Source organism: Asanoa sp. WMMD1127 (genome assembly GCF_029626225.1).
Lineage (GTDB): Bacteria > Actinomycetota > Actinomycetes > Mycobacteriales > Micromonosporaceae > Asanoa.
The window spans coordinates 6,428,475-6,452,034 of the sequence record NZ_JARUBP010000001.1 but is presented as its reverse complement, the minus strand read 5'-3'; the positions used below and the strand labels follow the sequence as shown (position 1 = coordinate 6,452,034).

Genomic DNA, 23,560 nt, shown 5'->3' with positions numbered 1-23,560 from the left:
CCGTCAGCGGCCCGCGCACCTCGACTCGAGCAGCGCGGGCCATTGCGCCCGGCCGATCTCCATCGTCGTCTCGACGGCGCGGGTCCGCCCGTCCTGCGTGCGGACCCGCACGTGCAGCGGCAGCGGATCGGTGGAGATGTCGCGGTGGACGCAGGCGAACGTCAGCCACACCGCGACCGTCCGGAACCCCGGGCGGACCGTGGCGTTCTCGGCGGCGTTGCGCAGCTCCAGCCCGTCGCGGGCGGCGTCGAGGTCCAGCACCTGGATCGGCAGCGGGCCGAGGTTGACCAGCGTCAGGTTGGTCACGATCGACGCGTTGACGCCGTCGGCGGACGCGTCGAGGTTGCCCGGGTCGGTCAGCTGCGCGCTCAGCTCGACGGTCCCCGTCTCGGCCGCCAGCCGCTGCCGCGCCTCCCACCGGTGCACCCCGACCCCGCCGGCGACCGCGCCGACCACCGCGGCCAGCACCACCGCGCCGGCCTGGAGGCGGGCGTTGCGCAGCCGCCGCCACCCGGCGCGCAGTCGGTCACCGGGCTCGACCAGCGGTCGTTGCGGCGGTGGCCGGTCGAGATCGACCAGCGCCTCCTGGGGGTGGGCATCGACCATGGCGAGAGGGTACGCGGCACGCCGCGCGCACGGTGATCCGCAGGTGTCCCGCTCAGCGGACGCATCATGTGGTTGAACCGCAACGAGCGGGGCAAATGGCCGGGTGAGACCGGAGGTGCCCATGAGCAACGACGCATCCGCCCGACCCGCGCCGGACAGCCCGGCCAAGCTGCCCGCCCGCTCGTGGTGGGCGAGCGCCAAGCGGGCGGCCAAGGAGTTCTCGGACGACTCGATCAGCGACTGGGCCGCGGCGCTGACGTACTACGGCGTGCTGTCCATCTTCCCGGGGCTGCTGGTGATCGTCTCGATCCTCGGCCTGCTCGGTCCGGACACCATCACGGCCGTCAAGAACAACCTGCAGACCACCCTGCCGGAGACCATCGCCAACTTCACGGTCGCCGCGATCGACCAGGTGGCCGGCAACGCGTCCCTGGCCAGCGTCGGCGCGGTGATCGGCGCCGTGCTGGCGTTCTGGTCGGCGTCCGGCTACATCGGGGCGTTCATGCGGGCCTCCAACGCGATCTACGACGTGCCCGAGGGCCGGCCGATCTGGAAGACGCTGCCGATCCGGCTCGGGGTGACCGCCGCGGTCGGGCTGCTGCTGATCGCCTGCGCGCTGATCGTCGTCTTCACCGGCCGGTTCGCCGAGTCGATCGGCGACGCGATCGGGCTCGGCTCGGCCGCCGTGACCGCCTGGAACATCGCGAAGTGGCCGGTGCTGGTGATCCTCGTCAGCCTGATGTTCTCGATCCTCTACTGGGCCTCGCCCAACGCCCGCCACGGCAAGTTCAAGTGGGTCACGCCCGGCGGCTTGCTGGCCGTGCTGCTGTGGATCGTCCTGTCCGGACTCTTCGCGGTCTATCTCGCCAACTTCGCGTCCTACAACAAGACCTATGGTGCCGTCGCCGGCGTCATCGTCTTCCTGGTCTGGCTGTGGCTGTCCAACAACGCGATCCTGCTGGGCGCGGAATACGACGCGGAGCTGCAGCGCAGCCGGGCGATCGTCAGCGGGCACCCCGAGGACAAGGAGCCCTACGTCGAGCTGCGCGACGACCGGAAGCTCAAGAAGAAGAAGCGCTAGCGGCGCCCCGTTCGAGCCGTTGCCGGTGCGAAAGGGGCTTGCGCTGTACCTACTGGTATGTACAGACTGGGGCATGGACTCGCGCCACCTGCTCGTCGAGACGATGAGCCAGCTCATGTGGGAGCGCGGCTACGCCGACACGAGCCCACGTGCCGTGCGCGAGCGCTCCGGTGTCGGCCAGGGCAGCATGTACCACCACTTTCCGACCAAGCGCGACCTGGCGCTGGCCGCCCTCGAGCGCAACGTCGCCGACCTGCTGCCGGCGGCGTCCGAGCTCGACGGGCCGGGCGCCCCGATGGCCCGGATCGAGGCCTACCTGATGCGCCCGCGTGCCGCCCTCAAGGGCTGCAAGGTCGGCCGGATGACCCAGGACCCGCAGGTCCGCGAGGACCCGGTGCTGCTGGCCCCGGTGGCGCGCGCGTTCGCGCAGGTCCACGGCAGCTGGGTCAGCGTGCTCCGCGAGGCGGTCGCCGCCGGGGAGCTGCGCGCCGACCTCGATCCCGAGCGCCTCGCCCACACGCTGATGGCCGTGCTGCAGGGCGGCTACGTGCTGGCGATCGCCCAGCAGGACCCGGGCCCGTTCGACGACGCCCGCGCCGGCGCGCTCGATCTGCTCCGGGCCGCGGCGCCCACCAGGCCCGACGAGAAGGGGAAGTGATGGTTCGCATCGGCATCAACGGGTTCGGGCGGATCGGCCGCAGCTACCTGCGCGCCGCCCTGGCGAGCAACGCCGACGTCGAGGTGGTCGCGGTCAACGACCTCACCGACGCCCGCACGCTGGCCACCCTGCTGGAGTGGGACTCCGTCTCCGGCCACCTCGACGGCGTGGCCGTCGACGGCGACGCGATCGTCGTGGCGGGCCGGCGCATGCGGGTCTTCGCGCAGTCCGACCCGGCCGCCATCCCGTGGGGCGACGTCGGCGCCGACGTGGTGATCGAGTCCACCGGCCACTTCACCGACGGCGTCGCGGCCGCGGCCCATCTCAAGGGCGGCGCGCGCAAGGTCGTCGTCTCGGCGCCGGCCAAGGGCGACGTCCCCACGTTCGTCCTCGGGGTCAACGACGACACGCTCGACCCGGACAGCCACGACGTGTTCTCCAACGGGTCGTGCACCACCAACTCGCTGGCGCCGCTGGCCAAGGTCCTCAACGACGCCTTCGGCATCGAGTCGGGCCTGATGACGACGATCCACGCCTACACGGGCGACCAGCGGCTGCACGACGCACCGCACTCCGACCTGCGCCGCGCCCGGGCGGCCGCGGTCTCGACGATCCCCACGTCGTCGGGGGCGGCGAAGGCGATCGGCAAGGTCATCCCGGAGCTCGACGGGCGGCTCACCGGCGCCGCGCTGCGCGTACCCGTCCCGGTGGGCTCGATCACGGACCTCACCGTGGTGCTGCGGCGCGCCGCCGACGTCGAGGAGGTCAACGCGGCGTTCCGTGCAGCGGCCGCCGCGCCGCGGCTGCGGCGCTACCTGCAATATTCCGAGGCGCCGCTGGTTTCCGCGGACATCGTCGGCAACCCCTACTCGTCGGTCTTCGACGCGCCGCTGACCGAGGCCGTCGGCAACCAGGTCAAGGTGTTCGGCTGGTACGACAACGAGTGGGGCTTCGCCAACCGGCTCGTCGAGTTCAGCGAGCGGATCGGCGGCGGCGGCTCGGCCTAGAAGCCGGTGAACGCCTTGGCCGGCGGCTCGCCGTCCTCGAACAGCTCGCTGGCCGAGCCGACGATCAGCGGGTCCGGCGTGTTGACGATCTCCTCGTCCTTGTTGTCGTAGTCGAACTTCTTCAGCACGTACCGCATCGCCGCCAGCCGGGCCCGCTTCTTGTCGTTGCTCTTGATCATCGTCCAGGGCGCGTCGGCGGTGTGCGTGTAGAAGAACATCGCCTCCTTCGCCTCCGTGTAGTCGTCCCACTTGTCGAGCGAGGCGAGGTCGGTCGGCGAGAGCTTCCACTGGCGCACCGGGTCGACCTGCCGGATCAGGAACCGGGTGCGCTGTTCGTGCCGCGTGACCGAGAACCAGAACTTGACGAGGTTGATCCCCGACCGCACCAGCATCCGCTCGAGCTCCGGCGTCTCCCGCATGAACTCGAGATATTCGGCGCGGGTGCAGTAGCCCATGACCCGCTCGACCCCGGCCCGGTTGTACCAGGACCGGTCGAACAACACCATCTCGCGGGCCGCCGGCAGGTGGGCGACGTAGCGCTGGAAGTACCACTGGGTCTGCTCGCGCTCGCTGGGCTTCTCCAGCGCCACCACCCTGGCACCGCGCGGATTGAGGTGCTCCATGAAGCGCTTGATCGTGCCGCCCTTGCCCGCCGCGTCCCGCCCCTCGAAAAGGATCACCAGTCGCTGGTCGTTCGCCTTGATCCAGTTCTGCAGCTTGAGGAGCTCTATCTGCAGGAGCCGCTTCTCGCGCTCGTAGTCGGCGCGGTCCAGGCGCTCCTCGTAGGGGTAGTTCTCGCGCCACGTGTCGACCACTTCGCCGTCGGCCTTGACCAGCACCGGGTCGTCATCGTCGTCGTCGAGCACCTGATATCCGTCGAACCGGTGCAGCAGGTCCGGGGTGTCTTCCGCGCTCATGTCGTGACGCTACCCAGCGCAGGTGACCGCCAATCCCGGATCAAGTGAACAGCGGTAGCGTGATCACCATGCGGATCGACCTGTCGGAGAAGACCGCCCTGGTGACCGGTTCGTCCTCGGGCATCGGCCTCGCGATCGCCGCCGGGCTGGCCGGCGCCGGCGCGCGGGTCGTGCTCACGGGTCGCGACGAGGGCCGTGTCTCGGCCGCCGTCGACTCGCTGCGTTCGTCGGGTGCGCAAGCCAGTGGGGTCGCGGTGGACCTCGCCGGGGACGCCGGGGCGCTGCTCGAGGCCGAGCCCGACGTCGACATCCTGGTCAACAACCTCGGGGTGTACGCGGCCCAGCCCGCCCTGGAGATCCCCGACGACGAGTGGCGGCGCTACTTCGAGACCAATGTGCTGGCCGCCGTCCGGCTCACCCGGCACTACCTGCCCGGGATGATGGAGCGGGGCTGGGGCCGGGTGCAGTACATCGCCAGCGACTCCGCCGTCGTCACGCCGGCCGAGATGATCCACTACGGCATGACCAAGACCGCGCTGCTCGGCGTGTCCCGCGGCTTCGCCAAGACCGCGGCCGGCAGTGGCGTCACCGTCAACACGGTGATCGCCGGGCCGACGCACACCGGCGGCGTCGAGGACTTCGTCTACCAGCTGGTCCCGAAGGACCTGCCGTGGGACGAGGCGCAGCGGCAGTTCATGCGCGAGCACCGGCCGCAGTCCCTGATCCAGCGGCTCATCGAGCCCGACGAGATCGCCAACATGGTGGTCTACCTGAGCTCGGCCCAGGCTTCGGCGACGACCGGCGGCGCGCTGCGCGTCGACGGCGGCTACGTCGACGCGATCCTGCCCTGATGGCGGAGCCGGCGACGCCGACCGCCCGGGAGGAACGGCACGCGTCGTGGCTGGAGCTGTTCTTCGACCTCGTCGTGGTCGTGGCGGTGGCCCAGCTCGCGCACCTCCTCGAGGGCTCGCCGGGGCTGGTCGACGCCGGCCTGTTCGTGGTGCTCTTCTACGCCGTCTGGAGCGTGTGGACGAGCTTCACGCTGTACGCGAACGTGGCCGCCACGAAGACGCGTACCCGGGCGATGCTGGTGGCGATGTTCGGTATCGCCGTGATGGCGGCCGCGATCCCCGAGGCCGACGGCGACCGGGGCCGGGCGTTCGCCATCGCCTATGTGCTCTGCCGCTGGCTGGGCATGCTGAGCTGGCGGCGGACCGGCCAGATGCTGTTCTCGTGGCCGGCGGCCCAGGCCGGCGCCGGCTTCGTGCCGTGGATCGCGTCGATCTGGGTGCCGCCGCCGGCCCGCTACTGGCTCTGGACCGCGGGCGTCGTGCTCGACGTGATCCTGTCGGCGGTGCAGGGCAGCCGCGGCCAGCAGATGCTGGAGCGGATGCGCACCTCGACCGCGCGCCGCTCGCGGGCGCCGCAGATCCTCCCGGCGCGACTGGACCCGGCGCACTTCGGCGAGCGCCTCGGCCTGTTCGTCATCATCGTGCTCGGCGAAGCGGTGGCCCAGGTCGTGCTGGCGGCGTCCGAGGTGGACTGGACCAGGCCGCTGTTCGTCGCGGCCCTCGCGGGCTTCGGCCTGCTGGTCTGCTTGTGGTGGCTGACGCTGGAGTACGGCGCCCTGGCGGTGCCCCGGTTCGGCGCGCAGCGGATCGAGGCGTGGCTCGCCCTGCCGGCCCACTTCGCGATGACGATGGCCATCACCAGCGTCGCCGCCGGCCTCGGCATGCTGGCCGAGGACCCGGCCGAACCGCTCGGCCTCGCCGCCCGCTGGGTCCTCTGTGGTGGCCTGGCCCTCTATTTCCTGACCACGACGGTGGTCGGCGCGCTCGCGGGCGCTCCCCGGGCGTGGCTGCTGGGCCGCGCCCTGCCGGCCACGGTCGCCGCGTCCCTGCTCGGCGCGTTCGGCGGCCCGCTGGAGGCGCGCTGGCTCGCGCTGATCCTGGTCGGGGTCGCGCTCTGGCAGGTCCGCTACGCCCGCCGCCACCCCGCCGACGCCGGTTGAGCCGGGGCCCCTGCCAGGTCGCTTCCTTGGAGCGTCGGCCGGTGTATGCCGCGCCTGAAGGCGGGGGCCTGAAGGCGGGGACGCGGTCGGGGCTGTCGCGCACCGCGTTGGGTGGTCGCGGGGAAGCGGCCGGGCTGTCGCGCGCCGCGTCGGGTGGCGGGAACACGGTCGGGTTAGGGCCGCGCCGATTGGTCGCGGGCCGAGACAGGTCATGGGAAGGCGTTCGAGGAGTCGCGGATCGCGCAGGGCGGTCGCGGCGGCGACGGGTTGGGTCGCGGCTACGACGGGCGCCGAGGCGATCGCGGGCGGGGACAGGAGACGTGGGAAAGCGGTTGAGCGGTGGTGAACTGCGCGGGGCGGTCTCGGTCTCGGGCGGCCACAGGTTAATTCTTTCCGAAGAAGGCCAGTTTCCCTGAGAACGAGGCGGTGGGTCGGAAAGGCGGGATGGCGAATGCTGATCGGCTCTGGAGACGCTGATCCTCTCGAATGAAACGTCCCGAACAGATTTGATCCGGTCCTTGTCGGGCCCTGTATCTCTACTGGCTCGGTTCCGTAGATCCGACTATCGAGCCTGTCGGAGTTCGCCGATGGTTGACCACCTCGCGGTTGGTCGGGCTGCTCGCTGTGGGAGCCCCTTAGGTCGATGGTGCCAGGCGCAGATGCTGGCGTTACGACGACGCCAGCCTCGCCGACGGGCGCCGACGGCTCGGCCGCCCATCCGTCCGGGGTCAGGCTGAGTCATCGCGCGATCGCGGATGTGGCGCTGCTTCTCGGCGTGGCGTCGCGCCAACCCCCACGCCCGGTGGCGTGCGTGTTGGCGACGGAATTCCTGACCTTCCGGAGAATAGTTGCGGGCCCTGCTCCGGTCGCGCATGGCAGCCACTTCGTGCCTGGTGAACAACTGGAGCTGCCGCATGCTTATATTGTTCAAGGCATCGACGCTCCTGTCCGCCCCAAATGGCGAAGAGCGATATGCCAATCTGCGGAGTAGGCAATTTGATCGGGTCGGAAAAGATACGAATGAGATGCGGCGCTCAGGAAAGCGTTCTACGCGTGGGTCGCCCACAGGTCTTCGAGGGCGGCGTCGTGGGGTGGGTGGACCGCGATGCCGCTGGCCTGGAGGTGGTCCCAGGCCACGCCTGGCACGCGGGCCTTGAGCAGGTGGGGTGGCAACCGGTCGGCCAGAGGGAGCAGCAGGTCGAACTCCACGTCGGCGTACGCGCGGGGGCGGTCCGGGTGGGGCTCGACGTAGAGCTCGCCGGTGAACCGACCGGCCCCGACGATGCCCCGGTCGCGTACCACCCGCACGAGGAAGGCGCGGTCACCGGGGGAGATGCCGGACCGGCGCTGGCCCACGCCCCACCGGCGGGTCACCGGCCGACCGGCCGCCGTGGCGGCCACCGCGGCCGCGTAGTCGGCGTCCGGCCAGGCCTTCGGGTTCCAGGTCAGCAGGAACGTCGCCATGCCGGCATCATCCCGCCAGCGGCGGCACCGTGTCGCGCGGCTCGGTCGGCGCGTTGGTCGCGGCCAGGCCGACGTAGCGGCGGAGGGCGGCGACGTCGAGCAGGAGGATGCGGCCCGGTTCGAGGGCGAGCCAGCCGCGGCGTTCGAGGCGCGACAGCACCGCGCTGACCGACTGGCGTGCGCCGCCGGCCAGGTTGGCCAACACCGTCACGCCGATGTCGACGGTCATCGGGTCGCTGTGGCGGGCCATTCGCAACAGCGCCTTCGCGACGCGGCGGGCCAGGTCGAGAATCATCAGGTCCGCGCGTTGTTCGGCCAGGCTCCGCACGTGCCCCGCGAATTGCGTGATGACGTTCTGGGTGAGCGTGACCGAGGCGGCGGCCAGCGCGACCACCGGTTCCGCGGGAATCGCGAGAATGACGCTTTCCCGGAGTGTTTCCACGGCCGCGAGATGGGGGCGGCGGTCGAATACGGCGATGTCGCCGACCGCGTGCGGCGGGCCTTTGACATGGAGCACCGAGCGGCGACCGGAGGCGCTGGGCTGGAACTCGCAGAGCAGCCCGCTCTGCACCACGACCAGGTCCAGCGGCTCGTCGCCCTGGTTCCAGAGGATCGAACCGGGGCTCACGGTGAACGGCGTCACCTGCGCCGACAGGTCGGCCAGGGCGCCCGGCGGCAGCCCGCGGAACAGCGGGCACCGGGACAGCGTGGCGGTGAAGGCGCGCGCGGAATCGTCGGCCATCGGGCTCCCTCGACTCGGGTGGAGCGGGTGGTCGTTCCGGGTGAATCACCTGTCGCGTGAAATGAATTTGTTGGTTCATTCGTTGGTCGGGCTCTGCTGAACCAACAAGCGTTGCATATGGATCGGCGGTCGGTAAACCACGTCGTCCGATGTCCAGTATGGATGCTGACGAACGCAAGTCAATCGCACACCATGGGGTTGCGGCAATGGCAATTGTCATTGCGGCGACAGAAGTGCCCCGGACATTGCCGAGGGTGGCCGCCGTGGCCCGACGGCGGCCACCGTGCACGTCGCCCACCAGCGGGACCACGGGCGCGCCGGGCAGGCGGTACCTTGGCACCGCCATGGACGCTCACCGCACCTTCCAGGTCGACCTCGCCGGCCTGGTCGACCTGCTCAGCCACCATCTCTACGCCAGCCCGCGGGTCTACGTCCGCGAGCTGCTGCAGAACGCCGTCGACGCGATCACCGCCCGCCGCCTGGCCGAGCCGGGCGCGCCGGGCGTGGTGGCGATCGAGACCACCGGCGACGGCCTGCGGGTCACCGACTCCGGCGTGGGCCTGACCCGGGCCCAGGTGCACGAGCTGCTCGCCACGATCGGCCGCAGCTCCAAACGCGACGACCTCGGGTTCGCCCGCCACGAGTTCCTCGGGCAGTTCGGCATCGGCCTGCTCTCGTGCTTCCTGGTCGCGCGGGAGATCGTCGTGCTGACCCGGGCGGCCGGCGGCGAGACGGTCCGGTGGACCGGCTACGACGACGGGCGCTACCTGGTCGAGACCGTCGACGAGGAGCGGCCCGTCGGCACCACCGTCACGCTGGTGCCGCGGCCGGGGGCGCAGAGCTGGTTCGGGCCGACCACGGTGCTCGAGCTGGCCCGGCTCTACGGCGACCAGCTCCCGGTCGAGGTCACCGTCGACGGCACGCCGACCACGGGTCCGGTCGTCAGCGCGCCGTGGGAGTCCGGTGGCGGGCGCGCCTGGACGGCGTACGCCGAACGCACCATGGGCCTGACCCCCTTCGACGTGATCCCGCTGTCGGTGCCCGAGGCCGGCCTGACCGGGGCCGCGTTCGTCATGCCGCAGGCGCTCAACCCGGCCCACCGCGGCGGCCACCGGGTCTACCTCAAGCGTATGCTGCTCGCCGAGAGCGCCGAAGGCCTGCTGCCGGACTGGGCGTTCTTCGCCCGCTGCGTGGTCGACACGAGCGAGCTGCGCCCGACCGCCAGCCGCGAGGCGCTCTACGAGGACGGCCTGCTCGACAGCACCCGCGAGGCGCTCGGCGACCAGCTGCGCGGCTGGCTGGTCCGGCTGGCCCGCACCGACCCGCGCCGGCTGGGCGAGTTCCTCCACGTGCACCATTTGGGCGTCAAGGCGCTGGCGCTGCACGACGACGTGATGCTCGACCTGGTCGCGACCTGGTGGCCGATGGAGACCAACGTCGGCCGGATGACGCTGCGCGAGTTCGGCGAGCGGCACGGCGTGATCCGCTACAGCGCCACCACCGACCAGTTCCGGCAGCTCGCCGGCGTCGCCGCCGCGCAGGACCTGGCGCTGGTCAACGCCGGCTACACCTACGACACCGAGATCATCGAGCGGCTGGCCCAGGTCGAGCGGGGTGTCCGGATCGAGCGCCTCGACCCGAGCGACCTGGCCACCCGGTTCGAGACCCTCGACCCGGGCGTCGAGATCGGTCTGCGCGGGTTCGCCGTCGCCGCGCAGCGGGCCATGGACCGCCTCGGTTGCGAGGTGGTGCTGCGGGCCTTCGACCCGGCCACCGTGCCGGCGCTCTACCTGGTCGACCGCGAGACCGCGTTCCGGCAGGAGCTGCGGGCCACCCGCGACAAGGCCGACCCGGTCTGGGCCGACGTGCTGTCGGCGCTCGACGACCGGCGGGCCGACACCCGGCCGCAGCTCGTGCTCAACCACCGCAACGCGCTGGTCCGCCGGGTCATCGTGCTGCCCGCCGCCGACCTGGTCGAGCTCGCCGTCGAGGCGCTCTACGGCCAGGCGCTGCTGCTCGGCTACCACCCCATCCGCCCGGCCGACGCCGCCCTGCTCAACCGCTCGTTCCTGGGGCTGCTCGACCGCGCCGTGCCCACCGAGGAGGGCGGCGCGTGAACGTCACCGACATGCTCGACCAGGCCCGCGAGATGCCCTACGGCGCCGCCCAGATCGCCCTGCTGGAGCAGGCGATCGCCCACGCCGACGCGCAGCGCCTGGCCGACGAGGCGTTCGAGGCCCGGATGCTGGCCACGACGGGCTACGTCTACGGTGGCGAGCCGGCGCGCTCGTTCGTCACGTTCAGCTGGTGCCTGACCGAGTTCGATCAGGACCCGGTGCGGTACGGCCGGTGGACGCACCACCTGCTCTGGTCGTTCAAGGCCATGGTCAGCGCGATGACCAAGTTCCCGGAGATCCCGTTGGCGCGCACGACCGACGTGCTCGACGACATGGAGCGCCGCTGGCGGGCCGGTGGGCACAGCCCGCACGCGGTCTACGCGCACCGGCACTACGTCGCCCGGCACGTCGGCGACCTCGAGGCCGCGGAGCGGTGGTTCGACCGGTGGAGCGCGGCGCCGCGCGACGACCTGTCGGACTGCGTCGGCTGCGACCCGACCGGCAAGGCACACTGGCTGGCCGTGCGCGGCCGCGACGAGGAGGCCATCGCGCTCGCCGAGCCGGTGCTGGCGGGCCGGCTCTCCTGCACCGAGCAGCCTCAGTCGATCTACACGACGCTGCTGCGGCCCTACCTGCGCACCGGGCGGGCCGAGGCGGCCCGCGACGCGCACCGCCGCGCGTACCGGCTGCACCGCACGCGGCTGGCCGACCTCGCCGACATCGCCGACCACGTCGTGTTCTGCGCGCTGACCGGCAACGAGGCGCTCGGCCTGGAGATCGTCGAGCGGCACCTCGACTGGCTGGAGCGGTCGCCGACCCCGCTCGCGACGATGAACTTCTCGGCCGCGGCGGCGCTGGTGCTGGGCCGGCTCGACCGGCACTCCGGGCTGACCGTCGGCGGGCGACCGGTCGGCGCGGTCGCCGAGGAGCTGACGGCGCGGGCGCTCGACCTGGCCGCCCGGTTCGACGCGCGCAACGGCACCGGCCACCAGTCCGAGCAGGTGCGCCGGACGCTGGCCGCGACGCCGCTCGGAGAGGGTGTCGCACTGGCCGCGGCGGGTTCCCGGCTGGCGCCGCCGCCAACCTCCGCGCCGGTGCCAGTCGCTCCTGTGTGGACCGAGCCCGTGCCGCCGACCGACGGGCCCGACGAGCTGCTCGACCTGGCCGACACCGCGTTCCGGGAGCGGCGTGAGGAGGCGGCGTTCGCGGCCTGGGCGGCGTTCGACGACCGCTACGGTGCGGGTCCGCTGACCCCCTTGCAGCAGGCCCGGCGGCTCGACGGCGCGGGCAGCGCGGCCGCCGACCGCGAGGACGACGCGGCCGCCGAACAGGCCTGGCGGCAGGCGGACGCGCTCTACGCGACGGCCGGCGACGAGGTGCGCCGCCAGGTCGTCCGCGGCCGGCTCGGGATGGGCCTGCTCCGGCAGGGTCGCGTCGACGAGGGCGGCGCGCTGATCGAGGAGTCGACCGCTTTCCTGCTCGGGCACGGCGGCGCCGAGCGGCTGGCCCGGGCCCACCTGCGGCTGGCCTACGCGCACGCCGCCGCCGGCCGGCTCGCCGAGTCGGTCGCCACCGGCCGGGTGGCCGAGGAGCACGCCGACGTGGCCGAGGACCCGTCCGTGCGGGGCCAGATCCTCGCGCTGCGGGCGCAGGCGCTCGGCCGGCTCGGCGAGATCGAGGAGGCCGAGGTCGCGGCCGGCGCGGCCCGGGAGCGGTTCCGGCCGGCCGGCCCGCCGGACGAGCTGGCCCACGCCTGCCTGCTGCACGGCGTCACGCTGCGCCAGCTCGGCCGCTTCGACGAGGCCCTCGACGCCTTCGACGAGGGGCACGCGGTGCCCTGCGGCGCCACGCTGCGCCGGCTGGTCGCGCGGCAACGGGCCGGCTTGCTGGCCAACTCGGCCCGCGCCGCCGAGGCCATCGCCCCGCTCGTCGAGGAGATCGCCGCGCTGACCGCCGCCGGCGACCGGGAGACCGTGCCGCACACCCAGTACGAGCTGGCCATCGCCTACCTCAACGCCGGCCGGGCGCTGGACGCGGCCGAGGTCGGCGAGGAGGCGCTGGCCGCCCTCGACGCCGCCGGCGACGAGCAGGCGCTGGCCGTGCGCGACCTGCTGGTGGCCGTCTACCAGGAACTGTCCGAACACGAGTCCGTGGTCGCCCAGCTGACCGCGCTGACCACCGCGATCGCCGCCCGCGACGAGCCGGAGCAGCTGGCCCGGGTCACCGAGCGGCTGGCGGAGGCGCTCGACCGGCTCGACCGCGACGCCAGCGCGGCCGGCCGGTTCGCCGACGCGGCCGCCAGCTGGAGCGTCGCCGGCCGCCCGGTCGACGCGCTGCGGGCCCGCCGCCGGCACGCCACCTCGCTGCTCTGGGCCGGCCAGCCCGAGACCGCGCTGGCCGCGCTGGCCGAGGCCGACACGGCCGCGGCGGCGCTGCCCGCCGAGCCGCACGCCGTCTGGGAACGGGCGATGCTCGACTACGACGCGGCCCGGCTGCTGGACCGCACCGACCGGGTCGCCGAGGCGATCCTGCGGGCGGCCCGGGCCGTCGACGGGTTCCGGTCGCTCGGCGCCGGCACCCAGGTCGGCTTCGCGGGCCTGCTGCACGGCCAGCTGCTGCAGGCGGAGGGCCGGTCGGACGAGGCTCGCTCGGTCCTGTCCGACGCGCTGGCCCTGGTGCCCGACGACGAGGCGGCGCTGCGCGGTCAGCTCGAGCGGGCGCTCGCGGGCTGACCGGTTTTGATCGAGCACGATCGGGGAAACCTCGATCACATGTCCACCGTTGACGCCACCGCCGACCAGCCCGCCATCGCCCAGGTCTCGCCGGGCATGGAAGTCCAGGATGCCGCCGGTGTGGCGGTCGGCAAGGTGGGGGCCGTGCAGCAGCCCGACACCGACGTGCGCCCGGAGCTGCCGGCCGGCCCGGCCGAGCTCTACATGTCCACCGGCTACCTGCTGGTCGACCGGGGCGAGCAGTTCGAGAACGACGTCTACGTCAGCGGTGCCCAGGTCGACCACGTGACCGGCACCGGCGACGGCGCCCTGGTCACCCTCAACGTCAGCTGGACCGAGGTCGAGCGCGCCGTCGACTGAGCGGGGCGCGGTAGCGTGGCGCCATGATCGAACCACAGGCGGTGCTCGCGCCGCTCAGTCGGGCCGCGCTCGTGCTGGTCGTCACCGTCCACGAGGGCGACGAGGCGGCCGCGCGTACCCGGAAGCTGTGCGGCGACCTGTCCGGTCTCGTGCGCTCGGTGGGCTTCCGCGACCTCGACGCGCAGCTGTCCTGCGTGGTCGGGTTCGGCGCGGCCGTCTGGGGCCGGCTGTTCGACAGCCCGGCGCCGGCCCGCCTGCACGCCCTGCCGCGCATCCGGGGCGAGAAGCACGAGGCGCCCTCGACACCGGGCGACGTCGTGTTCCACATCCGGGCCGGCCGGCCCGACCTGTGCTTCGAGCTCGCCACGCAGATCCTGACCCGGCTGGCCGGCATCGTGACGCCGGTCGACGAGGCGCAGGGCTTCCGCTTCTTCGACTTCCGCGACCTGCTCGGCTTCGTCGACGGCACCGAGAACCCGACCGGCGACGCCTCGGCGAAGGCCGCACTGATCGGCGCGGACGACCCGGACTTCGCCGGCGGCAGCTACCTGGTGGTGCAGAAGTACCTGCACGACCTGGACGCGTGGAACGCGCTGCCGGTCGAGCAGCAGAACCGCGTCATCGGTCGCGACAAACTGTCCAACGTGGAGCTTCCCGACGACGCGATCCCGTCGTCGGCGCACCGCCTGCTGACGACGATCACCGACGCCGACGGCGACGAGGTCAAGATCATGCGGGACAACATGCCGTTCGGCAGCCCGGCCAAGGGGGAGTTCGGCACCTACTTCGTCGGGTACGCCGCCAGCCCAACCGTGCTGGAGCAGATGCTGCGCAACATGTTCATCGGCAACCCCACGGGCAACTACGACCGCATCCTCGACTTCTCCCGCGCCGTCACCGGCAACCTGTTCTTCGTGCCGTCCCTGACGCTCCTGGACACGCTCGGCGGCGACTGAGACCTCACGTGTTCGCGTGATGCGTGGCGCTCGGGCCGGCGGCAGCGTCGGAACCGTCGGTTCCGACAGGACGGGGGGTCCGCTGATGCCGTACGTGACCGTGGGTCAGGAGAACACCGAGCCGATCCAGATCTACTACGAGGACCACGGCTCGGGCCCGCCGGTCGTGCTCATCCACGGCTACCCGCTCAGTGGACAGTCCTGGGAGAAGATCGTCCCGCCGCTGAAGGAGGAGCACCGGATCGTCACGTACGACCGGCGCGGGTTCGGCAAGTCGTCGCAGCCCGGCAGCGGCTACGACTACGACACGTTCACCTCGGACTTCAACATCCTGATGGAGACGCTGGACATCCGGGACGCCGTGCTGATCGGCCACTCGATGGGCACCGGCGAGATCACCCGCTACCTGGGCCAGTACGGCTCGGACCGGGTGCGGCGGGCCGTCATGCTCAGCCCGCTGGCGCCGTTCCTGCTCAAGACGGACGACAACCCCGAGGGTGTCGACGGTGCGGTCTTCGAAGGCGCCAAGGAGACCGCCGCGAAGGATCGGCCGCTCTGGATCAAGCAGTTCTTCGACCTGTTCTTCAACGTCGAGGACACCATGGGCGACCGGGTGTCCCAGGAGGCCTGGAACGCGCACTGGAACGTCGGGATCACCGCGTCGCCCACCGCGACCTACGCGTGCGTGGACTCGTGGCTGACCGACTTCCGCGAGGACGTGGGCCAGATCGACGTGCCGCTGCTCGCGGTCCAGGGCACCGCCGACAAGGTGCTGCCGTTCGAGTCGACCGGCAAGCGGCTCCCGCCGTTGGTCAAGGACCTCAAGCTGGTCCCGCTGGAGGGCGCGCCGCACAGCATCCCGTGGACCCACGCCGACGAGTGCAACGCCGCGATCAAGGACTTCATGGACGAATAAACCCTGGTCAGAAACCTCGCGTGGCGAATGTGAAGATCGGGGCGCAGGCGATTGCCCGCTGTTACCGTATCGGTGCAGTCAGTTACGAAACGGCTGTTGGCGCGCGCCGTGTTCCGGAATCGACACATCGAACGAACGGGGTTTCGCAATGTCGCTCTTCGACCTGCTTGGTGGCACTCTCAGTGGCGTTGTCGGCATCGTGGGCAGCCTGCTGACCGGCCTCGGCGGCATCCTCTTCTGACGCGACAGGGGCGCCTGGACCGCACGGGTCCAGGCGCCCCGCCCGGGTCACCAGCTCGAGTTCGCTCCGCCGAGCGCGAGCAGCACCTGGTCGTAGAGATTGCCGTCGTTGTCGTCCGTGTAGCCCACCACGATCTCGCCCCACGGCGACACCGCGAGGCTGAGCTGGTCCTGCCGGCCGGTCGCGGTGCCGCTGTAGCCCTGTGCGGGAAGCCGGCCGGTGGTCGTGCCGTCCGGGTTGAAGCCGCGGGCCGAGACGTCGAGGCCCTGCGTGGTCCAGCCGACCACGGCGTTGGCCTGGTCGTCGATGCCCACGGCGGGCGCCGCCGCGCCCGCCGCGCCGGTCACCTCGACGTCCCCGTGTCTCGGGTCGCCGTTGGCCGCGAAGGACCGCAGCCAGATGCCGGGCGTACCCGTGTGGTCGCTCTGCCAGGCCACCACGAAGTCGCCCGCGAAGTTGGCCGCGATCGCCGGCCGCCGCTGCTGGCCGCCGCCGTCGAGGCTGGCCGCCCGGCGGCTCAGGTTGACCGCCCCGTTGCCCTTCGCCAGCCGGACCAGGCCGATCTGGTAGAACCCGTTGCCGTCGCTGTCCTCGTCCCACACGATCAACGCGTCGCCGGGCGCCGACACCGCGATGTCGATCTGGTGGTGCGCGCCGGTCGACTGGCTGGCCACCACCTCGTACACCTTGGTGGCGACGTTGGTGTAGCCGGCCGCCTTCGTCGTCGTGACCGCGCCCTGCACGTCCTCCCAGACGACCGAGAACGCGACCGCGGACGGCGTGCCCGGCGTGCCGTCGGGGTCGACGGCCACCTTCGGGGTCAGCTGCTGGCCGGCCGCGCTGGCGTTGACCTGGCCCTGGCCGAGCACCGTGCCGGCGGGGGAGAGGACGCGGTAGACCACGTTGTAGGTGCCGTTGCCGTCGGGGTCGTCGTTCCAGACCACGACCGCGTTGCCCTTGTCGTCGAGACCGACGTCGGGGCTGACATGCTTCCACGGCACGCCGGCGGTGCCACCGGCGGAGAGCTTCTTCTCGTACGCCGAGGTGCCGTTGCGGAACAGCCGCACGAAGATCTCGGAGTTGGTGTTGTCGCCGGGGTTCGACTCGGCGCGGTCGTCCTCCCAGACCACGGCGACGTCGCCGATCCGGTTGGTGGCGACCGCGCCGCCGTCCTGGTCGCCGGTCGCCACGCTGTTGGCGGTCGAGACGGTGACGCCCGCGGGCACGGCCAGCAGGGCCGCCGCGATGATGGGCACTAGCAACTGATTCTCCTAGAGGGCCTGCAGGCCGGGGCGGCCGTCTTCGATGGCGAACGAACGGGACGTGGTGACCGGCGCCCCGTGCTCGGTGACACTCGCGACCGCGCGGAAGTCGGCGCGGATCTGCGCCCGGGTGATGGTCGTGCGGGTGTAGCCGCGGCGGTCCTGGTAGAAGCGCAGGTGCGGGTTGGTCGCCACGTTGGGGACCGCGGTGTCGCCCGTGCCGTTGCCGGTCGACGAGATCGAGGTGCAGACCAGCTCGGTGCCGATCGTCGCCGAGCTCGGGTTGGCGTAGTCGGCCTTGAGGTCGTTGGCCCACGCCCGGTGCACGTCGCCGGTGAGCACCACGGGGTTGCGCACGGCGCGCTGCTGCCAGCCGGTCTGGATCCTGGCCCGCGAGGCTCGGTAGCCGTCCCACGCGTCCATGCTGGCCGCGCCCGAGGCGGTGAACTGGCGGGCGAAGAAGACCTGCTGGCCGATGATGTCCCAGGTGCCGAGCCGCTGGCCGAGCCCGTCGAGCAGCCAGGCCTCCTGGGTCGCGCCGGTGATGCTGCGGCTGGCCAGGTCGGCGTCGGCGCACACCTTGCTGCCGTCGCCACAGGCCTGGTCGTCGCGGAACTGCCGGGTGTCGAGCATGTGGAAGGTGGCCAGCTGGCCCCAGCGGACCCGGCGGTAGAGCGGGATGCTGTTGCCGCTGGGCGCGCTGGTCGGGCGCAGGGGCATGTTCTCGTAGTACGCCTGGTAGGCGGCCGTGCGCCGGGCGGTCCACTGGGCCGCGGTCAGCACCGGGGTGTTGTTCTCCCGCACCGTGCCGGCGTAGTTGTTCTCCACCTCGTGGTCGTCGGGCACGGCCAGCCACGGGGCCGCCTGGTGCGCGGCCTGCAGGTCCGGGTCCGACTTGTAGAGCGCGTACCGGCGGCGGTAGTCGGCCAGGCTCACGATCTCGGCGCCGACGTGCTGCCGCACACCGCTGCCGACGCCGCCCTCGTAGATGTAGTCGCCGAGGTGCAGCACGAGGTCGGGCCGGTCCTCGGCCAGCCGCCGGTAGGCGGTGTAGTAGCCGCTCTCGTAGTGCGCGCAGGAGGCGAACGCCATCGTGAAGTCGCGGCCGACGGTGCTGGTGGCCGGGGCCGTGCGGGTGCGGCCGACCGGCGAGATGTGGCCCTGCGCCCGGAACCGGTAGTAGTAATCGGCGTCCGCGGCGAGGCCGCCCGCCACCACGTGCACGGAATGCGCGTCGGCGTAGCGGGCGGTGACGGTGCCCTGCGCGACGAGCGACGTGAACCTGTCCGTTGTGGACACCTGCCAGTCCACCACCACGTCGGCGTTGGGCATGCCGCCCTGGCCGTCGGCGTTGAGCGGGGTGGGCGCCAGGCGGGTCCACAGGACGACGCTGTCGGCGGCGGGTTCGCCGCTGGCGACACCGAGCTTGAAGGGGTACGGGGGCGCGGCCAGGGCGCCCGAGAGGGGGACGATCGTCGTGCCCACAGTGGCCAGTCCACCGAGGACGAAGATGCGTCGGCTGAGCCTCGTCATGCGAGGCACATTGACGGCCCTAGATGAACGGAAGATGATCTCCAGGTGCCCGGCGCGCTGGCGACGGGGTGGCCGGCGGCTGAGCATCAGGTGACGCGGCTTCCCGGCGGGTGGCAGCGTAGGCTGTCGTAATGCGCGCGGCTGGTGCTCCGGTCGCCCGGCCACCGGCGGCCGGGCGCCATCTGGGCTGGGCATATGCCGACCGCGCGGGCTTCCTCGCCGCCGCGGCGGAGTTCCTGGCCGAGGGTCGGGCCGCGGGCGAACGGCTCTGGCTGGTCGGAGATGATCTGCCGGCGGTCGACGGCGTGGTGCCCATGCCGATCCACGAGCTCTATCCGCCCGGCACGGTCGTCGACCCCGCCGGCCAGGTCGAGACCTACGCGGCTGCCACCGAGGCCGCCCTGGCCGACGGCTACGCGGGTCTCCGGGTGGTCGCCGACGCGACGCCGTTGGTCCGGACCGCCGCACAACTCGAGGCTTTTGCCAGTTATGAGCACCAGGTAGACCGCTATATGGCAGATCACCCCTTCTCCGCGATGTGCGGCTATGACCGGCGGCTGCTCGACCGGGCCGCGGTGGCGGATCTCGCCTGCATGCACGCCCGGCACAACGTCGTCGAGGTGGCGTTCCGCCTGCACGGTGCGCCAGGGACCGGCGACGTCGCGCTGTCCGGCGAACTCGACGTCACCGGCTCGGCCATCCTGGCGCGGGCGCTCGATCGGGCCGCCCCGCCGGTCGTCGACGGCGAGCTGGTCGTCGACGCGTCGTCCCTCGACTTCGTCGACCACCGGTCTCTGCTCCAACTCGCCGGCTACGCCCGCGACCGCGGCGCGACGGCGGTGCTGCGGACGCCCCTGCCGGCTGCGGCCCGGCTGGTCGGCCTGCTCCGTGTCCCCGGGATCCGGGTCGAGGCGGCCTGATGACCCGCACCGGCGCTGCCGCCGACCACGTCGGCTACTTCCACGAGGCCGTCTACTACCAGGCCGACGAGGAGCTGCTCGCGATCGTGCTGCCGTTCCTCGTCGGTGGCGTGGACGAGAAGGAGCCGACGGTGGTCGCGTTCGGCCCGGAGAAGGCCGACCTGGTGCGCCGCGCACTGCCACCGTCCGCCGCCTCCGGTGTCACGTTCCTGACCGGCGGCAGCATGTACGCGCGACCCGCCGCCGCGATCCGCGCCTACCAGGACCTGCTGGCGGGCCACGTCGCCGACGGCGCGATGCAGATCCGCATCGTCGGCGAGATCCCGCGGCCGTCGCTCGGCGCCACCTGGGACTGGTGGGCCCGCTACGAGTCGGCGATCAACCACGCCTACGACGACTACCCGCTCTGGAGCCTCTGCGCCTACGACACCCGGATCACGCCGTCCGCCGTGCTCGACGACGTGGCCCGCACCCACCCGCGGTCGCTGCAGGCCGACGGGCGGCACGAGCCGAGCCCGACCTACGTCGCGCCGTCCGCGTTCCTGTCCGCCTGGCCGCCGGCCGCGCCCGACCCGCTGCAGGCCGGGCCGCCGCGGGTGACGCTCGTCGACCCGACGGCCGCGCAGGCCCGGCACGCGGTGCGGCTCGTCGACCCGGGGCTGCCCGTCGACGACATCGAGGAGCTCGTGGTCGCGGTCAGCGAGGTGGTGACCAACGCGCTGCGGCACGGGTTGCCGCCGGTGCGGGTGCGCTACTGGTCGGGCGCCGACCGGATCGTGGTGGCGGTGACCGACGGTGGGACGGGGCCGGAGGATCCGTTCGCGGGGTTGCTGCCGTCGCGGGAGAACGCCACCGGTGGACTGGGGTTGTGGATCACCCATCAGTCGTGCAACTACGTGACGTTCGCGCGGGATGCCGACGGGTTCACGCTGCGGTTGACGGCGGGGAATCCGTACTAGAGCCTAGGGCCTAGCCGCCGGCGATGGTGTTCGCGACTCGGCGTAGGCCGGTTTCGGTGGCGAGGTAGGCGGCGAACTCCTTGCGTCGCTGGTCCGTCTCCTGGCCCGGTCGCAGGAGGGCTTCCTGTTCCTTCGCGGCGGCGAGGACGTTGTCGGCGTGCGGGCGGCGGGCCTGGTCGTAGCCGTCGACGTCGTCGGTCGTGATGCGGGCGGCGAGGTCGATCGCGTCCAGGAGGCCGAGGTTGAGCAGCGGGCCGCCGAAGCCGGCCACGACGTGGGCGGCGTCTCCGGCGAGGAGGATCCGGCCCGCGCGGTAGGTCGACGCGATCCGGTTCTGGCGGCTGGTGCCGCGGCGGAGGACGTGCGGTCCCTCGGCCGGCGGCGGAGCGGCCGCCAGCACGGGGCGGCCGAGGACGCGGGTCAGGCTGTCGCGTAGCTCGCCGACGGTCATCGGGACCGTGTCGTCCACCTCTTGCCCCCATTCGAGGGTGGTCACCAGGTGTGGGCCTGCGCCGCTGAAGCGGGCGAAGGAGAAGACGCCCTTGGGGGTGCAATGGAAGAGGTACGGGCGGTAGGGGCCGCCCGGGCCGCGCAGCCGGCCGGTCACGCGGGTGAGGTCCCGGGGCGGGAGGACCAGGTGGCCGCTGCGGGTGACGACGTCGTCGGCCGAGGTGCCGTCGAAGGTGATGCCGACCGCTTTGCGGACGCTGCTGTGCGCCCCGTCGGCGCCCACGAGATGGGTCGCCCGCATCGTGTACGGCCCGGTCGGTCCTTCGACGTCGACGGTGACGGTGTCGGGGGTCTGCGTGATGCCGTTGACGGTGTGGGCGTGGCGGATCTCCACGCCGGCCGCCTCCGCGTGTTGCGCGAGAACGGCTTCGAGCCGGCGTTGCGGGACCGGCAGGAGGTGGACCGGGTTGTCCGCCAGGCGGCGCAGGTCGAGCGGGAAGCCGCCGTACATGAAGCGGGGTGCGGGTCGTGGCTGTTTCTTGCCGGTGAGGGGTTCGTAGAGGCCGCGCTCGTGGAGCATCGGGACGGCGCGGCCGACGATGCCGTTGGCCTTGGGGAGTCGGTTCGGGGTGGCGAGGGTTTCGAGGACGACCGGCTTGGTGCCTCGGCGGGTGAGCTCCAGGGCGACCATGAGCCCGACTGGGCCGGCGCCGACGATCACGACCATGGTGTCAACCGTAGTTGACGGCTTGGCGCTGTGTCAACTTTGGTTGACGACTTCTTGTCGTACCCGTAGGGCACTCTGTTCCCCGCGGACGACATCGAGGGAGCGGATGATGATCGGAAAGCTGGACACGGTCGTGCTGGACGCGCCCGACATCGCCCGGCTGTCGGCGTTCTACCAGTCGCTGGCCGGCTGGAAGGAGGTCTGGGCCGACGACGACTGGATAACGCTGGAGACGCCCGACGGCTGGCGGATCGGCTTCCAGTCGGCGCCCGACCACCGGCCGCCGACGTGGCCGACCCAGGAGCGCCCGCAGCAGGCCCACCTCGACGTGCGCGTGCCCGACCTGGACGCCGCCACGGCGCAGGCGGTCTCGTTGGGCGGCGCCGTCCTGCGCCGCGACGATATGTGGCACACGGTCGCCGATCCTGCCGGCCACCCCTTCGACCTGTGCCTCAAGGCCGACAACCCCGCGCCCACCGTGGCCGGCGTGATGCTCGACTGTCCGGACGCCGCGGCCCTCAGCGCGTTCTACGCGGAGCTGCTGGGCAAGCCGGTGACCTACGAGGCCCCCGGCATGGCCATGATCGGCGAAGACGGCGCTCAACCGGTGATGTTCCAGGAGGTCGCCGACTATGCGGCGCCGCGGTGGCCGGACCCGGCATACCCGCAGCAGCTCCACCTCGACGTCCACGTCGACGACCTGGACGCGGCCGAACGGTCCGCGATCGCGATCGGCGCGACCCGACTACCCGCCGGCACCGACACCTTCCGCGTCTTCACCGACCCGGCCGGCAAGCCGTTCTGCCTGACGATCCCGGGCTGACTGTGCCCGTCCGCCGAGGCGATAGACGGAGACGTGCGAAGGCGAGTCGGCGGTGAACTCGGCGCCTCGCCAGTCGGCGTGGCGGCTCTCGAGCGTGAAGCCGGCGAGCTGGCCCATGAGGTCGAGCTCGGCGGGCCAGGCGTAGCGGTGCGGGCTGCGCGACACCCGCGCGGTGCGGTCGGCGGCGTACCTGACGTGGTGCGAGACCAGATGCTGGTTGAGCACGTCGTAGGTGTCGACACCGAGATAGCCCTCCTCGTTGGCGAACAGCAGCCCGCTCTGGCCCGGCGGCAGGACGCGCAGGTCGGGCACGCCGAGCTCGACGACGAACCGCCCGCCGGCGACGAGGTGCCGCGCCGCGTTGCGGAAGCACGCGACCTGCTTCGCCTGGGTCAACAGATTGGAGATGGTGTTGAAGACCAGATAGACGAGCGAGTACGCACCGGGCGCCGTCGCCGTCGCCATGTCACCGACCACGACGGGAATGACGTCGTCGTCGACCTTGCGCCGAAGCTGCTCCAGCATCGGCCGCGACAACTCGATGCCGGTGACGTCGACCCCTCGCGCGGCCAACGGCACCGCGACCCGCCCGGTCCCGATCGCGAACTCGAGCGCCCGCCCACCGGCGGCCAACTCGGCCAACCGCTCCACGGTCGGCCCCAACACGTCGTCGGCGAACATGCCGACCCCAGGCGTGTCATAACGCCGCGCCGTGTCCTCGTCCCAGATCTCGTCCTGCCGCATACGGCCACGATCGCGACGCCCGCCAACCATGTCCACCGAATAACCGACCACTCCGGACCCGTCCACATGCGAGCCAAGCCACCGGAGCGCCGGGACCGATCGCCGCCGGCTGCCACTTGCCGCCGGCCGCGTGATCGGCTGGGATGCGAGTAGGCCGGGGGTGCGAGCGCCGTTCCGCTGCCGGCGGCCGTGCGATGGACGGGCGGGTCGGCCGGCATGTGCCCTCACCGCGCAACCCGAGCCGCGACCACGGCGATCAGCATCGACCGGCGCACCCGCGGCCGGCTACCCGGTTTGTGGCTGTGCCGACGCGACGCCGGCGGTCGGGGGGCTC

Annotated in this window: 21 protein-coding genes; 13 read left to right on the top strand and 8 right to left on the bottom strand. The window is 72.1% G+C overall.

Annotated elements, in window-relative coordinates; translation table 11 throughout:
- Nucleotides 1-3 precede the first annotated feature (3 nt).
- Nucleotides 4-606, bottom strand: coding sequence for a hypothetical protein (locus O7635_RS30845; RefSeq protein WP_278084009.1), 603 nt, complete (start codon nucleotides 604-606; stop codon nucleotides 4-6).
- Between the two features lie 121 nt (nucleotides 607-727).
- On the opposite strand from O7635_RS30845, the gene O7635_RS30840 reads away from it, so the two are divergent.
- The 3 genes from O7635_RS30840 to gap all read left to right on the top strand — a co-directional run bounded on the left by O7635_RS30840 (nucleotide 728) and on the right by gap (nucleotide 3,352).
- Nucleotides 728-1,687: a YihY/virulence factor BrkB family protein gene (locus O7635_RS30840; protein WP_278084008.1), complete on the top strand. Its 960-nt coding sequence runs from the start codon at nucleotides 728-730 to the stop codon at nucleotides 1,685-1,687.
- A 73-nt stretch (nucleotides 1,688-1,760) separates the two neighbouring features.
- Nucleotides 1,761-2,345 carry a TetR/AcrR family transcriptional regulator gene (locus O7635_RS30835; RefSeq protein ID WP_278084007.1) on the top strand — a complete coding sequence of 195 codons (585 nt, stop codon included), beginning with the start codon at nucleotides 1,761-1,763 and terminating at the stop codon, nucleotides 2,343-2,345.
- Nucleotides 2,342-3,352 (top strand): type I glyceraldehyde-3-phosphate dehydrogenase, encoded by a 1,011-nt coding sequence (gene gap, locus O7635_RS30830; RefSeq protein ID WP_278084006.1) that lies wholly within the window; start codon nucleotides 2,342-2,344, stop codon nucleotides 3,350-3,352. The genes O7635_RS30835 and gap overlap by 4 nt, the downstream gene beginning before the upstream one ends.
- Here gap and ppk2 read toward each other — a convergent pair.
- Nucleotides 3,349-4,269: a polyphosphate kinase 2 gene (ppk2, locus tag O7635_RS30825; protein WP_278084005.1), complete on the bottom strand. Its 921-nt coding sequence runs from the start codon at nucleotides 4,267-4,269 to the stop codon at nucleotides 3,349-3,351. The genes gap and ppk2 overlap by 4 nt on opposite strands.
- A gap of 68 nt (nucleotides 4,270-4,337) precedes the next feature.
- Here ppk2 and O7635_RS30820 point away from each other — a divergent pair, with 68 nt between their 5' ends.
- The gene (locus tag O7635_RS30820) at nucleotides 4,338-5,120 is read left to right on the top strand and encodes an SDR family oxidoreductase (protein ID WP_278084004.1); all 783 of its coding nucleotides are present in this window, start codon (nucleotides 4,338-4,340) and stop codon (nucleotides 5,118-5,120) included.
- Nucleotides 5,120-6,280 (top strand): low temperature requirement protein A, encoded by a 1,161-nt coding sequence (locus tag O7635_RS30815; protein WP_278084003.1) that lies wholly within the window; start codon nucleotides 5,120-5,122, stop codon nucleotides 6,278-6,280. The genes O7635_RS30820 and O7635_RS30815 overlap by 1 nt, the downstream gene beginning before the upstream one ends.
- A gap of 1,047 nt (nucleotides 6,281-7,327) precedes the next feature.
- Here the strand turns inward: O7635_RS30815 and O7635_RS30810 are convergent.
- Nucleotides 7,328-7,744 (bottom strand): hypothetical protein, encoded by a 417-nt coding sequence (locus tag O7635_RS30810; protein WP_278084002.1) that lies wholly within the window; start codon nucleotides 7,742-7,744, stop codon nucleotides 7,328-7,330.
- Between the two features lie 7 nt (nucleotides 7,745-7,751).
- Nucleotides 7,752-8,486 (bottom strand): Crp/Fnr family transcriptional regulator, encoded by a 735-nt coding sequence (locus O7635_RS30805; protein WP_278084001.1) that lies wholly within the window; start codon nucleotides 8,484-8,486, stop codon nucleotides 7,752-7,754.
- A 344-nt stretch (nucleotides 8,487-8,830) separates the two neighbouring features.
- On the opposite strand from O7635_RS30805, the gene O7635_RS30800 reads away from it, so the two are divergent.
- The 5 genes from O7635_RS30800 (at nucleotide 8,831) to O7635_RS30780 (ending at nucleotide 15,567) form a co-directional block, all read left to right on the top strand.
- Nucleotides 8,831-10,603 (top strand): HSP90 family protein, encoded by a 1,773-nt coding sequence (locus O7635_RS30800; protein ID WP_278084000.1) that lies wholly within the window; start codon nucleotides 8,831-8,833, stop codon nucleotides 10,601-10,603.
- Nucleotides 10,600-13,335 carry a hypothetical protein gene (locus O7635_RS30795; RefSeq protein ID WP_278083999.1) on the top strand — a complete coding sequence of 912 codons (2,736 nt, stop codon included), beginning with the start codon at nucleotides 10,600-10,602 and terminating at the stop codon, nucleotides 13,333-13,335. Before O7635_RS30800 ends, O7635_RS30795 begins: the two co-directional genes overlap by 4 nt.
- A 39-nt stretch (nucleotides 13,336-13,374) precedes the next feature.
- Nucleotides 13,375-13,695 carry a hypothetical protein gene (locus O7635_RS30790; protein WP_278083998.1) on the top strand — a complete coding sequence of 107 codons (321 nt, stop codon included), beginning with the start codon at nucleotides 13,375-13,377 and terminating at the stop codon, nucleotides 13,693-13,695.
- Between the two features lie 23 nt (nucleotides 13,696-13,718).
- Complete coding sequence (locus O7635_RS30785) at nucleotides 13,719-14,651, top strand: Dyp-type peroxidase (protein WP_278083997.1); 933 nt, start codon at nucleotides 13,719-13,721, stop codon at nucleotides 14,649-14,651.
- Nucleotides 14,652-14,736: 85 nt separating this feature from the next.
- Complete coding sequence (locus tag O7635_RS30780; RefSeq protein WP_278083996.1) at nucleotides 14,737-15,567, top strand: alpha/beta hydrolase; 831 nt, start codon at nucleotides 14,737-14,739, stop codon at nucleotides 15,565-15,567.
- Nucleotides 15,568-15,855: 288 nt separating this feature from the next.
- Here O7635_RS30780 and O7635_RS30775 read toward each other — a convergent pair whose 3' ends face one another.
- Both O7635_RS30775 and O7635_RS30770 read right to left on the bottom strand, forming a co-directional pair.
- Complete coding sequence (locus O7635_RS30775) at nucleotides 15,856-17,064, bottom strand: hypothetical protein (RefSeq protein ID WP_278083995.1); 1,209 nt, start codon at nucleotides 17,062-17,064, stop codon at nucleotides 15,856-15,858.
- 15 nt (nucleotides 17,065-17,079) lie between these two features.
- Nucleotides 17,080-18,603 (bottom strand): alkaline phosphatase D family protein, encoded by a 1,524-nt coding sequence (locus O7635_RS30770; protein ID WP_278083994.1) that lies wholly within the window; start codon nucleotides 18,601-18,603, stop codon nucleotides 17,080-17,082.
- Nucleotides 18,604-18,734: 131 nt separating this feature from the next.
- Between O7635_RS30770 and O7635_RS30765 the strand changes: the two genes are divergently transcribed.
- Both O7635_RS30765 and O7635_RS30760 read left to right on the top strand, forming a co-directional pair.
- Nucleotides 18,735-19,523 carry an MEDS domain-containing protein gene (locus O7635_RS30765; protein WP_278083993.1) on the top strand — a complete coding sequence of 263 codons (789 nt, stop codon included), beginning with the start codon at nucleotides 18,735-18,737 and terminating at the stop codon, nucleotides 19,521-19,523.
- On the top strand, nucleotides 19,523-20,482 hold the full coding sequence (locus O7635_RS30760) for a sensor histidine kinase (protein ID WP_278083992.1): 960 nt from the start codon (nucleotides 19,523-19,525) through the stop codon (nucleotides 20,480-20,482). The genes O7635_RS30765 and O7635_RS30760 overlap by 1 nt, the downstream gene beginning before the upstream one ends.
- Nucleotides 20,483-20,492: 10 nt before the next feature.
- On the opposite strand, the gene O7635_RS30755 is transcribed toward O7635_RS30760, so the two are convergent.
- The gene (locus O7635_RS30755; protein ID WP_278083991.1) at nucleotides 20,493-21,659 is read right to left on the bottom strand and encodes an FAD-dependent monooxygenase; all 1,167 of its coding nucleotides are present in this window, start codon (nucleotides 21,657-21,659) and stop codon (nucleotides 20,493-20,495) included.
- 109 nt (nucleotides 21,660-21,768) lie between these two features.
- Between O7635_RS30755 and O7635_RS30750 the strand changes: the two genes are divergently transcribed.
- On the top strand, nucleotides 21,769-22,482 hold the full coding sequence (locus tag O7635_RS30750) for a VOC family protein (protein WP_278083990.1): 714 nt from the start codon (nucleotides 21,769-21,771) through the stop codon (nucleotides 22,480-22,482).
- Here the strand turns inward: O7635_RS30750 and O7635_RS30745 are convergent.
- On the bottom strand, nucleotides 22,405-23,226 hold the full coding sequence (locus O7635_RS30745) for a class I SAM-dependent methyltransferase (RefSeq protein ID WP_278083989.1): 822 nt from the start codon (nucleotides 23,224-23,226) through the stop codon (nucleotides 22,405-22,407). The two genes, O7635_RS30750 and O7635_RS30745, sit on opposite strands and share 78 nt — an antisense overlap.
- Nucleotides 23,227-23,560 lie beyond the last annotated feature (334 nt).

What these genes read in the sequence shown, in the direction of transcription:
- O7635_RS30800 (WP_278084000.1), top strand. Translation starts at nt 8,831, where the DNA reads ATGGACGCTCACCGCACCTTCCAGGTCGACCTCGCCGGCCTGGTCGAC.
- O7635_RS30805 (WP_278084001.1), bottom strand. Translation starts at nt 8,486, where the DNA reads ATGGCCGACGATTCCGCGCGCGCCTTCACCGCCACGCTGTCCCGGTGC.
- O7635_RS30750 (WP_278083990.1), top strand. Translation starts at nt 21,769, where the DNA reads ATGATCGGAAAGCTGGACACGGTCGTGCTGGACGCGCCCGACATCGCC.
- O7635_RS30815 (WP_278084003.1), top strand. Translation starts at nt 5,120, where the DNA reads ATGGCGGAGCCGGCGACGCCGACCGCCCGGGAGGAACGGCACGCGTCG.
- O7635_RS30835 (WP_278084007.1), top strand. Translation starts at nt 1,761, where the DNA reads ATGGACTCGCGCCACCTGCTCGTCGAGACGATGAGCCAGCTCATGTGG.
- O7635_RS30760 (WP_278083992.1), top strand. Translation starts at nt 19,523, where the DNA reads ATGACCCGCACCGGCGCTGCCGCCGACCACGTCGGCTACTTCCACGAG.
- O7635_RS30845 (WP_278084009.1), bottom strand. Translation starts at nt 606, where the DNA reads ATGGTCGATGCCCACCCCCAGGAGGCGCTGGTCGATCTCGACCGGCCA.
- O7635_RS30810 (WP_278084002.1), bottom strand. Translation starts at nt 7,744, where the DNA reads ATGGCGACGTTCCTGCTGACCTGGAACCCGAAGGCCTGGCCGGACGCC.
- O7635_RS30785 (WP_278083997.1), top strand. Translation starts at nt 13,719, where the DNA reads ATGATCGAACCACAGGCGGTGCTCGCGCCGCTCAGTCGGGCCGCGCTC.
- O7635_RS30840 (WP_278084008.1), top strand. Translation starts at nt 728, where the DNA reads ATGAGCAACGACGCATCCGCCCGACCCGCGCCGGACAGCCCGGCCAAG.
- O7635_RS30790 (WP_278083998.1), top strand. Translation starts at nt 13,375, where the DNA reads ATGTCCACCGTTGACGCCACCGCCGACCAGCCCGCCATCGCCCAGGTC.
- O7635_RS30765 (WP_278083993.1), top strand. Translation starts at nt 18,735, where the DNA reads ATGCGCGCGGCTGGTGCTCCGGTCGCCCGGCCACCGGCGGCCGGGCGC.
- O7635_RS30745 (WP_278083989.1), bottom strand. Translation starts at nt 23,226, where the DNA reads ATGCGGCAGGACGAGATCTGGGACGAGGACACGGCGCGGCGTTATGAC.
- O7635_RS30755 (WP_278083991.1), bottom strand. Translation starts at nt 21,659, where the DNA reads ATGGTCGTGATCGTCGGCGCCGGCCCAGTCGGGCTCATGGTCGCCCTG.
- O7635_RS30820 (WP_278084004.1), top strand. Translation starts at nt 4,338, where the DNA reads ATGCGGATCGACCTGTCGGAGAAGACCGCCCTGGTGACCGGTTCGTCC.
- O7635_RS30780 (WP_278083996.1), top strand. Translation starts at nt 14,737, where the DNA reads ATGCCGTACGTGACCGTGGGTCAGGAGAACACCGAGCCGATCCAGATC.
- O7635_RS30770 (WP_278083994.1), bottom strand. Translation starts at nt 18,603, where the DNA reads ATGACGAGGCTCAGCCGACGCATCTTCGTCCTCGGTGGACTGGCCACT.
- ppk2 (WP_278084005.1), bottom strand. Translation starts at nt 4,269, where the DNA reads ATGAGCGCGGAAGACACCCCGGACCTGCTGCACCGGTTCGACGGATAT.